Here is a 13471-nt window from a genome sequence, read left to right on the forward strand (position 1 = left end):
CGCGGATCGCGGATCGCGGATCGCGATCGCAGGTCGCAGGTCGCAGGTCGCAGGTCGCACAGGTCGCGCAGTCGCGCACGGCGGCAATACGTACGTGAATTTCGATGCTTGTGGGCCGATCATGCAGAAAAAAGCCCGGGCTCTCGCCCGGGCTTTTCGTTACTGCATTGCGGCATTGGCCATCAGTTGAACGTGTACTTCGCGCCCACCGTGAAATAGCGGCCGATCGCACCGCTGACGTGCAGCGGGTTGTAGTTGACCGCGCCATAGGTGGTCGGATCCAGCGGCGCGATCCGGTCGAACACGTTCTCCACCGACGCGCTCAGTTCGAACGCCTCGGTGATGTTCCAGCGGCCCGACAGGTCGAAGGTCGTGAACGAGGCGATCTTCTTCACCGGCGTGCCGTCGGCGTAGAACGCCTGGTATTCGCCGCCGCGGCTGTCCTTGTTCTCGATGCTCGAGATGTAGTTGACCACGCCGCTCACGCTCCAGGCGTCCTGTTTCCAGGTGGTGCCGACGTTGATGCGGTCCTGCGGCGTGCCGATGCAGTTGGTCACGTCGCAGTTGCCGTGCGTGCCCACGTAGTCGACGGTGCTGCCGCCTTCGGTGCGCTCGAACTTGAGCAGGTGGCTCCACTGCGCGTCCAGCTCCAACTGGCCGGGGCCGATCGCGAAGGTCTGGCGGATGTCGGTGTCGATGCCGCGCACGCGCGAGGAGTTCGCGTTCACGTAGCCGGTGTTGACCGCCAGGATGGTGCCGCTGTTGGCGACGCCGCCGATGTTGTTGCTGTCGCGCAGCACGTTGCCGGCAAGAATCGCATCGCGCGTGCTGCTCGGGGCGATCTCGTTGGTGCGCTTGATCTCCCAGCCGTCCACGGTCAGCGACGTGGTCGAGGTCGGCTGCAGCACGAAGCCCACCGAGTAGCTCTTGGATTCCTCGGGCTTCAGCGCCGGGTTGGGGCGGGTGATGATCGCCACCGAACGCGTCCCGCACTCGCTGGCACTGATCGCGCAGCGCACCGGATCGGCCGCATTGGAGAACGCGGCCAGGCCGCCGTTGCCGTTTTCGGCCGGGTTCGGCGCACGGAAGCCTTCGGCGTAGCTGGCGCGCAGCGCGATCCAATCGGCCGGAGTCCACTTCACGCCCAGCTTCGGCGTGGCCTTGCCGTCGCCGCCGTCGTACTTGTCGTAGCGCAGCGCCGCCGACAGTTCCAGTTGCTCCAGCACCGGCGCCGACAGCTCGACGTAGCCGGCATACACGTTCTGGGTACCGTCGTAGGCCGAATAGCCCAGGCCGATGATGTCGCCGATGTCGGTATAGGTCTGCGGCGTCAGGCTGTTGCTGGTCTTGCGCCATTCCGTGCCCAGCGCCAGGCCCAGCGGACCGCCCTTGAGATCGGCCAGGCTGCGCGAGACGGTGAAGTCGAACATGTCCAGCTCGGACTTGGCGCGCGCGCTGATGGTCGGCGAGATGTAGTCGTACAACGCCTGCGAATTGAGGTTGGCGTTGTCGCCGATGCGCCAGGTGCCGGCCGGGCAGGCCGGGTTGCCCAGCACGCACTGTACCGCGCTGTAGCGCAGGAAGCCGGTACGCTTGCTGCTCAGGTCGGTGCCGGAGTGCAGGTAGCCGGTGTCGTAGCTCCAGTCGCCCCAGTTGCCCTTCACGCCGACCAGGAAGCGGTTGAACTCGTTGGTGTTGTCGGTGACGCGCGGACCCACGTCCCAGGCGCTGTAGCGCACACGCGCCGCGTAGGGCAGCGGGTTGTCCGGATGGCCGGCATACAGCACGGTGGCGCCGGCGCCGCTGTTGGCGTTGACCGGGCCGCCCGGGTAGCCCCAGCCGCCGGAGACGTTGGACGGGGTATTGGAAAAGACCGTGTTCTTCTTCGAGTAGCCGATCTCGGTGTAGATCTCGCCGCCCTCGCCGAAGGCGAAGCTGGCGCGGCCGAACACGTTGACGTACTTCTCTTCCGGCGACAGGTCGCGGAACTGCTGCACCGGATCCCACAGGCAGCCCTGCGCCTGCGAGGTGGCTTCGCTCTGACCCGGGATGGTGGTCAGGCCGGCGCAGCCGGGAAGCGCGACCAGTTGCCCGCTGGTGTCGAACACCGAACCGTTCGGCCCGTTCAGGCTGCCGATGTTGGTGCCGCCGCTGCGGTAGGCGCCACCGAGAAACTGCGCGTCCTGCGCCGCGTAGCCCCAGCGGCGGATGTCGCCGGTGCCGATCCACTTGCGATCCTTGCGGTCGCCGATCTTGATCGCGTCGGTCTTGCCCACGTCGAGGCTGAAGAACGCGTTCCAGCCGTCGCTGGAGAGGTCGCCGGTACCGGCGGTCAGGGTTGCTTTGCGCGCATCGCCATCGCCGTCGCCGGAGATGCCGTAGGAGCCGCGCAGGATCGCGCCCTGGAAATCGCTGCGCAGGATGATGTTGACCACGCCGGCGATGGCGTCGGAGCCGTAGATCGCCGAAGCGCCGTCCTTCAGCACTTCGACCCGCTCGACCGCGTCCAGCGGAATCGTGCTCAGGTCGGTGAAGACCTTCTGGCCGTCGTCGGCCAGGCCATAGGTGGCCATGCGTCGGCCGTTCAGCAGCACCAGGGTGGAACCGGCGCCCAAGCCGCGCAGCGAGATGCCGGAGCCACCGCCGGCGAAACCTTGGCCGAAGCTCTTCGGCACCGCGCCGGCGCCATTGGCGGTCAGGGTCTGCAGGTATTCGCCCAGCGAGGTCTTGCCGCTGCGGTCGATTTCCTGGCGGCTCACCACCTGCACCGGCGCGGGAGTCTCGGTGTTGGTGCGCGGGATGTTCGAGCCGGTGACGGTGATGCGGTCGAGGTTGGTGGCCGCTTCCTGAGCCAGCGCGGCGGGTCCTGCGAGGGCGGCGACAACGCCGGCGACGGAGGCGCACAAGAGGGTACGGCGGGTTGCACGCCGTTGGGTCGAGATGTTCACAGTTTCTCTCCTAACTGGAAACGCAGGTTGTGACTTTCTGAACGAAAGTGCCGACGTTTTGACGGTCGGCTGGTTTCCATCTAGGTGTATCTATCGTGAACAAATGGTGAATTTTTGCCGAATGCGCACGGCCGGGGCGGCCCGGCCGTGCGCATCGATGCGCTCAGCGATCGAGCGAAAAATCGATCGGCACCAGCCCGTACGCCTGCACCGGCGTGCCGTTCTGCAGCGCCGGCTTGAATGCCCAGCGCTTGAGCACCTGGTCGCGTGCGGCCTGGTCCAGCACCCGGTGGCCGCTGCTCTTCTCGACGCTGACCTGCAGCGGCTGCCCGTCGGTGCCGACCAGCACCCGCAGCAGCACGCTGCCCTGCAGGCGATCGCGCAGACCGTCGCGTGGATACGGCGGTGCCGGCGCACGCAGGTACTGCAACTGCATGCCTTCCACCGGTGCGCTCACGCTGGCCGGCGGCAGGCTCGGCGCGGCGATGCTGGGCGTGGGATCGACACTGGGCGCGGTGTCCAGGGCCACCGGGCTGCTGTCGACCACTGGTGCCGGCGTCGGGGTCGGCACCGGCACGACGGTGGGCGTGCGCGGCTGTGTCGGCAGTTGTTTTTCGACGGTGGGGATGGTCGGCGGCGTCGGCGTGACCGGAATCACCAGGGGTTGCTGCCAGCGCGGCTGCGCCTGCGCCGGTTCCGGTGGCGCGGTCACGTGCGAGAGCGGAAGCAGCAGCAACAGGGCGGCCAGCAGGTGCAGGGCGATCGCGGTGCTGTAGGCCAGGACCCGGGACAGGTCGATGCGGAAGGACGGGGCGGGGAGTTGCGTGCGAACCATGGATCCACCTCTGCGATAGGAGTGTCGTGGACTGCGGTACCGGAAAACGCACGGGAGCGACGGATGGGGTCATCGCGCCCGTCCGCGTTTCGACAGTGCGCCGGTCACAGGCGCTTTGGCAAGAGGAGGCGTCGAGCGAGGCCGGGCGCCGCAGTGGCGAGGGGCGCTGCGGCCGGATCGGAAACGACGACGGCGCCCGCAGGCGCCGTCGCGAAGGAGGGTGCGGGCCGGGCTTACTTGCCCAGTTCGAACACCACGTCCAGGTTGACCGAGACGCTGCTCTCGCCCGGCGCGACCGGGGTGCTGTCCATCTCCGCCTTCATCGCCATCGCACGCATCATCGGCATCGGCGGACGCACGCCGCCGCTGCTGCCTTCGGAGATGCTGACGATGCGCCGCACGTGCAGGCCCAGCGCCTTGGCGTAGGTCTGCGCGCGCGCCTGCGCCTTCTTCAAGGCATCGACCCGGGCCTGGTCGTACAGCGGTTCCGGATCGTCGATCTCGAAGGTGGGGCCGTTGATCTGGTTGGCGCCCTGCGCGGCCAGTGCGTCGAGCACCTTGCCGAGCTTGGCGATGTCGCGCACCTTGAGGTTCACCGAGTTGTTGGCCTGGTAGCCGGTGATCTGCGGGGCCTGGTTCTCGACATACTTGTATTGCGGGTTGAGGCTGACGCCGCTGGTCTGTACGTCCTTGTCGGCGATGCCGGCGGCGCGGATCGCGGCCAGCACCTTGGTCATCTGCTCGGCGTTCTGGCGCATCGCCGCGGCGCTGTCGGTGGCCTGGGTGACCACGCCGGCGGAGATGGCGGCCACGTCGGGCGCGCGCTTGGCCTCGGCCTGCGCGGCGATGTTGAGCAGGGTGCCGTCGGCGGGCACGGCGTAGCCGGGCGCGGCGGATTGGGCGTGGGCGGTCATCGTGCCTCCTAGGGCGAGGGACAGGGCCAGCAGCAGCGGGCGGACGGACAATGCGCGCATCGATGTTCTCCTTGTGAAGATTTGGCGAGGGTGTTGCCGCGACGATGAACGCGTCGTGATCTTTGCCGGGGTCGAGGCGATCGTCCCGCACTTGGCGATCGTTCAGTCAGTCCGCTCGGGTTATCCTTCGGCCATGCTGTATCTCGCGTCCCGTTCCCCTCGCAGAAACGAACTGCTGACCCGCCTCGGCGTGCCGTTCCGGATCCTCGATCTCGAGGTGCCGGAAGTGCGCGCGGCCGACGAGTCGGCGCAGGCCTACGTGCGCCGCGTGGCGCTGGACAAGGCCCGCGCCGGGTTGGCGCAACTGGCCGATGCCGGCGACGCGGTGGTGCTCGGTGCCGACACCGAAGTGGTGCTGGACGAGCGCGTGTTCGGCAAGCCGGCCGACGCCGAGGACGCCGCGGCGATGCTGGCGGCCCTGTCCGGACGCACCCACCAGGCGATGACCGCGGTGGCGCTGGTCGCCGCCGGCCGCGAGGATGTGGTGCTGGTGCCGACGTCGGTGACCTTCGCCGATGTGTCCGCGCGCGACATCGCCGACTACGTGGCCAGCGGCGAGCCGATGGGGCGGGCCGGTGCGTATGCGATCCAGGGCGGCGCCGAGCGTTTCGTCAGCCGTCTCGACGGCAGCTATTCCGGGGTGATGGGCCTGCCCCTGCACCAGACCCACCACCTGCTGCGCACCTTCGGAGTGCTGTGATGTCGCAAGAGATCCTGGTCAACGTCACACCACGCGAGACCCGGGTGGCCGTCATCGAGAACGGCATGCTGCAGGAGCTGCACATCGAGCGTGGCTGGCGCCGCGGCGTGGTCGGCAATATCTACAAGGGCCGGGTGCAGCGGGTGATGCCGGGCATGCAGGCGGCCTTCGTCGAGGTCGGGCTGGAGCGCGCCGCGTTCCTGCACGCCAACGACGTGGTGCGGCCGGCGCCGGTCGGCAACGGCGACACCGAGGAAGCGACGCCGCTGCCGGTCTCGGCCGCGGTGCCGATCGTGGAGTTGCTGCGCGACGGCCAGGACATCGTGGTGCAGGTGGTCAAGGATCCGATTGGCAGCAAGGGCGCGCGGTTGACCACGCAGATCAGCATTCCCTCGCGCTACCTGGTGCTGCTGCCGCAGTCGCGGGTGATCGGGGTGTCGGCGCGGATCGAGGACGAGGCCGAACGGCAGCGCCTGAAGACCCTGGTCGCCGACCTGGCCGCCAGCCACGGCGGTTTCGGCTACATCATCCGCACCAATGCCGAGGGTCAGCCGGCCGAGGCCCTGGCCGAGGACATCGCCTACCTGTCGCGGGTCTGGAACGTGGTGGAGCGGCGCGGCCGCGACGGCGCCCCGGCCAGCATCATCTACGAGGACCTGAGCCTGCCGCTGCGCGCGGTGCGCGACCTGATCCGCAAGGACGTGGAGAAGGTCAAGGTCGATTCGCACGAGACCTTCGAGCGGCTGCAGGCCTTCGTCGCCAAGTACATGCCGGTGCTGGCCGAGCGCCTGGAGCTGTACACCGGCGACCGCCCGATCTTCGACCTGTACGGGGTCGAGGACGAGATCGCCCGCGCGCTGGACAAGCAGGTGCCACTCAAGTCCGGCGGCTACCTGGTCATCGACCAGACCGAGGCGATGACCACCATCGACGTCAACACCGGCTCGTTCCTGGGCCAGCGCAACCTCGAGGAGACGGTGTTCCGCACCAACCTGGAGGCGGCGCAGGCGGTGGCGCGGCAGCTGCGGCTGCGCAACCTCGGCGGCATCATCATCATCGACTTCATCGACATGGACGACGCCGAGCATCGCCGCCAGGTGCTGCGCACGCTGGAGAAGGCGCTCTCGCGCGACCACGCCAAGACCACGGTGTACGAGTTCTCGCCGCTGGGCCTGGTGGAGATGACCCGCAAGCGCACCGTGGAGAGCCTGGAGCGGCAACTGTCCGAACCGTGCCCGGAATGCAGCGGGCGCGGGTCGATCAAGACCGCCGAGACCGTGACCTACGAGATCTTCCGCGAGATCACCCGCGCGGTGCGCCAGTTCGACGCGGCGCGGCTGCTGGTGATCGCCTCGACCAAGGTGGTGGCGCGCATCACCGACGAGGAATCGGCGGCAGTGGCCGAGCTGGAGGAATTCCTCGGCAAGACCATCCGCTTCCAGGCCGACGAACAATACCTGCAGGAGCAGTTCGACGTGGTGTTGTTGTGAGAGAGCCGGGACCCGGGACTCGGGACCCGGGACCCGGTAAGCGCGCGCGCTGCCGGGTATTCGCGCCGCAAGCCCGTGCTGTTGCCGTTGCTCTTCCGAGTCCCGGTAAGCGCACGCGCTGCCGGCATTTCGCGCCGCAAGCCAGTGCGGTCGCCTTTGCTCTCCCGGGTCCCGGGTCCCGGGTCCCGGGTCCCGGCCGTTAAATGCACACCCCCCTGCGCCGCCGCCTGCGCCTGGCTCGCCGTTTCGCGTTCTACGCGGTGGCGATCGGGCTGGTGTGCGTGGCGTTGGCGGTAGGCGCGCTGAGCCAGGCGCTGCCGTTCGTCGAGCGGCATCCGCAGCAGGTGGCGGCGTGGCTGAGCGAGCGCGCCGGGCGGCCGATCCGCTTCGACCGACTGGAGACGGCCTGGACCCGGCGCGGTCCGCTGTTGCGCCTGGACGGGCTGCGCATCGGCGCCGGCGACGGCGTGCGCATCGGCCAGGCCGAGGTGCTGGTGTCGATGTACGCGGGGTTGCTGCCCGGGCGCTCGTTCACCGAACTGCGCCTGCGCGGCCTGGCGCTGACCCTGCTGCGCGCCGACGACGGCAACTGGAGCGTGCAGGGCCTGCCGACCTCGGGGCAGGGCGGCGATCCGCTGGATGCGCTGCAGGGGCTGGGCGAACTGCAGGTCATCGATGGCCGCCTGCGTGTGCATGCCCCGTCGCTGGGCCTGGAAGCGCAGGTACCGAAGATCGACCTGCGCATGCGCGTGAACGGCGAGCGCCTGCAGGTGGGCGTGCAGGGCTGGAGCGATCTGCAACAGGCGCCGCTGACCGCGGTGCTGGACCTGGACCGCCACCGCGGTGACGGCCAGGCCTACCTGGCGGTGCGGCCGGCGGAACTGGCCGGCTGGGCCGGCCTGCTGCATGCGGCCGGCATCGAACTGCAGGGCGGCGTCGGCGAAGTGCAGGCCTGGCTGGACCTGCAGCAGCGCCGGGTCGCCGGGGTGACCGTGGACGCCACGCTGCGCGAGCTGCGCCTGCGCGGCGCGCCGCTGGCCGATGGCCACACTCGCCCGCAACTCACCTTCACCACCTTCCGCGCGAAGGCGCGCTGGCGCCAGATCGACGGCGGCTGGCGGCTGGATGCGCCGCAACTGCAGTTCGGCCAGGCCGGACAGCCGCTGCAACGCCTGGATGGGCTGACCGTGGCCGGCGGGCGCCGCTTCGCCCTGTTCGGCGACCATCTCGACGTGGCGCCGCTGATCGCGGTAGCCGGACTCAGCGACCGCCTCTCGCCCAGCCTGCGCAGTTGGTTGTCGGTGGCGCGGCCGCGCCTGCAACTGGCCCAGGTGGCGGTGAGCGGGGTGCCTGGCGGTGCGCTGTTCGGCCAGGGGCGCCTGACCGACCTGGCGTTCGCACCAGCCGGGGGCGCGCCCGGCATGAGCGGGCTGCGCGGCCGTTTCGACGGCGATGCGCAGGCCGGTGAACTGGCGCTGGAGGCCGGCAGCCCGGTGCGCGTCGACTGGCCCAGCGGCTTCGGCGTGGTCCATCAGGTGCAGCTGGCCGGGCGCATCGTGGCGTTCCGCGACGGCGACGGCCTGCGCGTGGCAACCCCGGGGCTGCGCGTGCAGGGCAGCGATTACGGCGCCGACGTGCGCGGCGGGCTGCGCTTCCAGGACGACGGCTCGCGGCCGTGGATCGACCTGGCCGCCGACCTGCAGGACGCGCCGGTGGTGGCGGCCAAGAAGTTCTGGGTCCACTCCAAGATGAGCAAGGCCGCCACCGACTGGCTCGACGCCGCGCTGCAGGGCGGGCGCCTGCGCGACGGCCATGCGCTGGTCTCCGGCGACCTGGACGACTGGCCGTTCGCCGACCACAACGGCCGCTTCGAAGCGACCGCGCGGCTGGAGGACGCCAAGGTACGCTTCCAGCACGACTGGCCGGCGGTGGAGAACGTGGATGCCAGCGTCGCCTTCATCGGCAACGGCTTCGAGGTGCACGGCCGCGGCAGCATGGGCGGGGTGCCGGTGGAGCAATTGTCGGCGGCGCTGCCCGACTACAAGGAAGGCCAGCTCAGCGTGCTGGCCAGCACCCGCGCCGAGACCGGCAAGCTGCTGGCGATGCTGCGGCAGAGCCCGCTGCGCGCCCGTTACGGCGACACGTTGGATGCGCTCAGCGCCTCGGGGCCGGCCGATGTCACCTTCGACCTGCTGCAGCCGCTGCGTGCCGACATCGGCACCCACCACCTGCGCGGCACGGTCGATCTGCTCGGCGCGCACATCGCCGACAAGCGCTGGGACCTGGCCTTCGACGACATGCGCGGCAGCGCCGACTACAGCGATACCGGGTTCGCCGCGCAGAAGCTGAGCGTGGCCTACCAGGGCCACCAGGGCGAACTGGCGCTGCGCGCCGGCGACGGCGTGCAGGATCCGCAGCAGGCCTTCGAGGCCGCGCTGAGCGCGTCGCTGGACGCGAACGAACTGCTCGACCGGGTGCCGGAAATGGCCTGGCTCAAGCCCTACGTGCAGGGCCGCTCGCGCTGGAACATCGGCGTCGGCCTGCCCAAGACCCCCGACGGCGGCGCGCAGCCGCCGACCCGGCTGCAGCTGCGCTCGGACCTGGTCGGCACCGCGCTGTTGATGCCGGCGCCGATGGACAAGGCGCCGGCGACCCCGCTGGCGACCTCGGTCAACGTGCCGCTGCCGGTCGGCAGCGGCCGCATCGAGGTGGCCTTCGGCAAGCTGATGGCGCTGGCCGCGCGCAGCCAGGGCGGCAAGACCGGCGTGCGCGTGGTGATGGGCAGCGACCACGTCGCCGACGAACCGCCCGCCAGCGGCCTGGTGGTGAGTGGGCGCACCGCAGCGTTGAACGCCATCGACTGGATCGGCGTGGTCAGCCGCCCCGATCCGAACGCCGCCGCGGCCAACGGCGGCGAAGACCCGATGCCGCTGCGCCGCATCGACATCCTCGCCGACCACCTGCTGCTGCTGGGCGGGGTGTTCGACAACACCCGCCTGCGCCTGTTGCCGCAGGCCGACAGCATCGACGTGCACCTCGACGGCCCGGCCCTGGCTGGCGACCTCAGCGTGCCGACCAAGGATGGCGGCGTGCTCGGCGGTCGCCTGGCACGGGTGCACTGGCGCTCGGCCACGGCCGCGTTGCCGGCGGCGGACGGCACGCCCACGGCGGTGGTCGCCACGCCTGCCGGCAGCGGGGGCGCTGGCAGCGCCGGTCCGGTTCCGGCCGGCCCGTTCGCCGACAGTCTGGACCCGGCCACGATCCCGGCGCTGGCGCTGGACGTGGACGACCTGCGCTTCGGCGCGATGACCCTCGGCGCGGCCTCGCTGCGCACGCGCAAGCTTGCCGACGGCATGCAGGTGGACCAACTGCACCTGCGCTCGGACAAGCAGAAGATCGACATCAGCGGCGACTGGCGCGGCAAGGGCGCCACTGCCCGGACCCAGCTCGACGCCAGCGTCGACAGCCGCGACCTGGGCGAGCTGATGCAGAACCTGGACTTCGGCGGGCAGGTGCGCGGCGGCGAAGGCCAGTTGAAGCTCAGCGCGGCCTGGCCGGGCACGCCGGCCGGCCTGCAGCTGGCCACGGTGCAGGGCCAGCTCGATGTGGCCGCGCGCAATGGGCAGTTGCTGGAACTGAATCCGGGCGCCGGGCGCGTGCTCGGCCTGCTCAGCGTGGCGCAGCTGCCGCGGCGGCTGATGTTCGATTTCCGCGACTTCTTCTCCAAGGGCTTCGCCTTCAATCGCATCGACGGGCAGATCCGCTTCGGCGACGGCATGGCGCGCAGCGACAACCTGGTCATCGATGGCCCGGCCGCGGAGATCAAGGTGCGCGGCGAGGCCGATCTGCGCGCGCAGCAGTTCGACCAGACCATCGACGTCAACCCCAAGTCCGGCAACCTGCTGACCGTGGTCGGCGCGGTGGCCGGCGGCCCGGTCGGCGCGGCGGTCGGCGCCGCCGCCAACGCGGTGCTGGGCAAGCCGCTGGGCAACATCGGCGCGCGCACCTACCGGGTCACCGGGCCGTGGAAGGATCCCAAGGTGGACGTGATCGAGCGCGAGTCGGCACGGCCGCCGGCGCCAGCCGGTACGCCCTGATCGGGCGGGGATTGGGGATTCGGAATTGGGGATTGGTGGCGGCCGCGTGCGCTGCGCATCGGTCGGCGGGAAGCGTAGTGGATGGCTGCGCCAGGCCGGGTGAGCCCGGACCGCAGCATGTATTTCATGTGGCGAGGTAGACCACGTCGCCGCTGTCCCACCGCGCTGCCGCTCCCGCCTTGTGCCGCCCGCCGCTTGCGCTGCGCGCCTTCGTCCCCCATGTTGAGCCCATGAACGATCACGCCCTGAGCCTCGCCGAAACCCGCCTGTTGCTTCCCGCCGGTCTGGATGCCCCCAGCCTGGAGCGCGCCTTCGGCACGCTGCTCGGCCCCGGCATCGACTTCGGCGACCTGTATTTCCAGCATTCGCGGCGCGAGAGCTGGAGCGTGGAGGACGGCATCGTCAAGGACGGCGCCCACTCCATCGAGCAAGGCGTGGGGGTGCGTGCGATCTCCGGCGAGAAGACCGGCTTCGCCTATTCCGACGACATCCACCGCGACGCGCTGCTGGCCGCGGCGCAGTCGGCGCGGGCCATCTCCCGCGATGGTGGCGCGCAGCCGGCGCAGGCGCTGCAGCGCGGCGGCGGCCGTGCGCTGTACCCGGCGCTGGATCCGGTGGACGCGATGGACAACGCGCACAAGGTGGAGCTGCTGCGGCGGCTCGACCAGTACCTGCGCGCCGCCGACCCGCGCGTGCAGCAGGTGATGGTGAGCCTGTCCGGCGGCGTGGACACGGTGCTGGTGGCGCGCAGCGACGGTGTGCTCGCCGCCGACGTGCGCCCGCTGGTGCGGCTCAACGTGCAGGTGATCGTCGAACAGCACGGCCGCCGCGAGTCCGGCTATGCCGGCGGCGGCGGTCGCTATGACTACGCCACGCTGTTCGCCGACGGCCGTCCGGAAGCCTTCGCCCGCGAGGCCTTGCGCCAGGCGCTGGTGAACCTGGAGGCGGTGCCGGCGCCGGCCGGGGTGATGCAGGTCGTGCTCGGCCCGGGCTGGCCCGGCGTGCTGCTGCACGAGGCGGTCGGCCACGGTCTGGAAGGCGACTTCAACCGCAAGGGCACCAGCGTCTATGCCGGCCGCATCGGCCAGCGCGTGGCTTCGCCCGGCGTCACCATCGTCGACGACGGCACCCTGGACGGCCGCCGCGGTTCGCTCAACGTCGACGACGAGGGCACCGCGACCCACTGCACCACCCTGATCGAGGACGGCGTGTTGGTCGGCTACATGCAGGACACGCTCAACGCGCGGCTGATGGGCGTGGCGCCGACCGGCAACGGCCGCCGCGAATCGTTCGCGCACCTGCCGATGCCGCGCATGACCAACACCTACATGCGCGCCGGCCAGCACGATCCGCAGGAGATGATCCGCTCGGTGAAGAAGGGCCTGTACGCGGTCAACTTCGGCGGCGGCCAGGTCGACATCACCAGCGGCAAGTACGTGTTCTCGGCTACCGAGGCCTACCTGATCGAGGACGGCAAGGTCACCGCGCCGGTGAAGGGCGCCACCCTGATCGGCAACGGCCCGGAGACCATGCAGAAGGTGCGCATGATCGGCCACGACCTGGCGCTGGACGAGGGCGTCGGCGTCTGCGGCAAGGACGGGCAGAGCGTGCCGGTGGGCGTGGGCCAGCCGTCGTTGCTGATCGACGGGCTGACCGTGGGCGGGACGGCTTAGGAGCCGGGAGTGGGGAATCGGAAATCGGGATTCGGTAAAGCGGGCGCCGCGGTGTGCTGCGGCGTTGCCGGCCTGACAGATCGGTCCATCGCGCGCCGCGCTCGCTGGGCTGGGAATGCGTCGGCCTTCGTGCGCGGCAGCCGGCGTCGCCGCACCTCAGTCGCGTGTGTCGTCGAACGCTCCGTCGTCGTCGGCTTGTTCGATTCCCGATTCTCCATTCTCCATTCCCGACGCACCACCCAGGATCATCTCGCGCAGTTCCCGGAACAACTCGCGATAGGCATGCGGCGGCTTGTTCTTCAGCCGTTCTTCCTTGGCGTTGCGCACCAATTGGCGCAGCCGCTGGCGGTCGGCGTCGGGGTGTTCGGCCAGCAGCTCGGCCAGTGCGGTGTCGCCTTCGGCGAGCAGCCGCTCGCGCCAGTCCTCGACCCGGTGCATGGCCGCCACTTCGCGGCGCGCGCTGTCGCTGTTGACGTCCATGGCCTCGCGGATCGCCTCCAGTACCGCGTCGTCCTCGCGCCGCATCTGCTTGGCCAGGAACGCCAGCTGCCGCTTGTGCGCGATGTGCGAGGTGATGCGCTTGGTCTCGGCGATGTGCGGCAGCAGCGACTCGGGCACCGGCAACTTGGCCAACTGCGCCGGGGTCAGCGCCACCAGCTTCTCGCCCAGGCTCAGCACTTCCAGCGCCTCGCGGCGTTGCTGGCTGCGGCTTTCGCCGCGGAATTCACCGGTGTCCTCGTCGCGTCCGCGCATG

8 protein-coding genes are annotated in these 13471 nt (G+C 70.2%); 4 read left to right on the plus strand and 4 right to left on the minus strand.

Annotation, left to right across the window (positions count from 1 at the left end; translation table 11 throughout):
* Window positions 1-182: 182 nt before the first annotated feature.
* The 3 genes from GGR71_RS06305 to GGR71_RS06315 all read right to left on the minus strand — a co-directional run bounded on the left by GGR71_RS06305 (window position 183) and on the right by GGR71_RS06315 (window position 4757).
* Complete coding sequence (locus tag GGR71_RS06305; RefSeq protein ID WP_184451741.1) at window positions 183-2948, minus strand: TonB-dependent receptor; 2766 nt, start codon at window positions 2946-2948, stop codon at window positions 183-185.
* A 163-nt stretch (window positions 2949-3111) separates the two neighbouring features.
* Window positions 3112-3783, minus strand: coding sequence for an energy transducer TonB (locus GGR71_RS06310; RefSeq protein ID WP_160961080.1), 672 nt, complete (start codon window positions 3781-3783; stop codon window positions 3112-3114).
* 233 nt (window positions 3784-4016) lie between these two features.
* On the minus strand, window positions 4017-4757 hold the full coding sequence (locus tag GGR71_RS06315; protein ID WP_160961078.1) for an SIMPL domain-containing protein: 741 nt from the start codon (window positions 4755-4757) through the stop codon (window positions 4017-4019).
* A gap of 133 nt (window positions 4758-4890) precedes the next feature.
* Between GGR71_RS06315 and GGR71_RS06320 the strand changes: the two genes are divergently transcribed.
* From GGR71_RS06320 to tldD, 4 genes are all read left to right on the plus strand, one after another.
* Window positions 4891-5457, plus strand: coding sequence for a Maf family nucleotide pyrophosphatase (locus GGR71_RS06320; RefSeq protein ID WP_160961075.1), 567 nt, complete (start codon window positions 4891-4893; stop codon window positions 5455-5457).
* Window positions 5457-6947: a ribonuclease G gene (gene rng, locus GGR71_RS06325; RefSeq protein ID WP_010340444.1), complete on the plus strand. Its 1491-nt coding sequence runs from the start codon at window positions 5457-5459 to the stop codon at window positions 6945-6947. Before GGR71_RS06320 ends, rng begins: the two co-directional genes overlap by 1 nt.
* Window positions 6948-7150: 203 nt before the next feature.
* On the plus strand, window positions 7151-11044 hold the full coding sequence (locus GGR71_RS06330; protein WP_160961072.1) for a YhdP family protein: 3894 nt from the start codon (window positions 7151-7153) through the stop codon (window positions 11042-11044).
* Between the two features lie 230 nt (window positions 11045-11274).
* Window positions 11275-12717: a metalloprotease TldD gene (tldD, locus tag GGR71_RS06335; RefSeq protein ID WP_184451743.1), complete on the plus strand. Its 1443-nt coding sequence runs from the start codon at window positions 11275-11277 to the stop codon at window positions 12715-12717.
* 156 nt (window positions 12718-12873) lie between these two features.
* On the opposite strand, the gene yjgA is transcribed toward tldD, so the two are convergent.
* A complete protein-coding gene (yjgA, locus tag GGR71_RS06340) occupies window positions 12874-13470 on the minus strand; it encodes a ribosome biogenesis factor YjgA (protein WP_048489543.1) in 597 nt (198 codons plus the stop codon).
* Window position 13471 lies beyond the last annotated feature (1 nt).

The organism is Xanthomonas sp. F1 (assembly GCF_014199855.1).

What these genes read in the sequence shown, in the direction of transcription:
- GGR71_RS06310 (WP_160961080.1), bottom strand. Translation starts at nt 3,783, where the DNA reads ATGGTTCGCACGCAACTCCCCGCCCCGTCCTTCCGCATCGACCTGTCC.
- GGR71_RS06315 (WP_160961078.1), bottom strand. Translation starts at nt 4,757, where the DNA reads ATGCGCGCATTGTCCGTCCGCCCGCTGCTGCTGGCCCTGTCCCTCGCC.
- GGR71_RS06320 (WP_160961075.1), top strand. Translation starts at nt 4,891, where the DNA reads ATGCTGTATCTCGCGTCCCGTTCCCCTCGCAGAAACGAACTGCTGACC.
- rng (WP_010340444.1), top strand. Translation starts at nt 5,457, where the DNA reads ATGTCGCAAGAGATCCTGGTCAACGTCACACCACGCGAGACCCGGGTG.
- GGR71_RS06330 (WP_160961072.1), top strand. Translation starts at nt 7,151, where the DNA reads ATGCACACCCCCCTGCGCCGCCGCCTGCGCCTGGCTCGCCGTTTCGCG.
- tldD (WP_184451743.1), top strand. Translation starts at nt 11,275, where the DNA reads ATGAACGATCACGCCCTGAGCCTCGCCGAAACCCGCCTGTTGCTTCCC.
- yjgA (WP_048489543.1), bottom strand. Translation starts at nt 13,470, where the DNA reads ATGCGCGGACGCGACGAGGACACCGGTGAATTCCGCGGCGAAAGCCGC.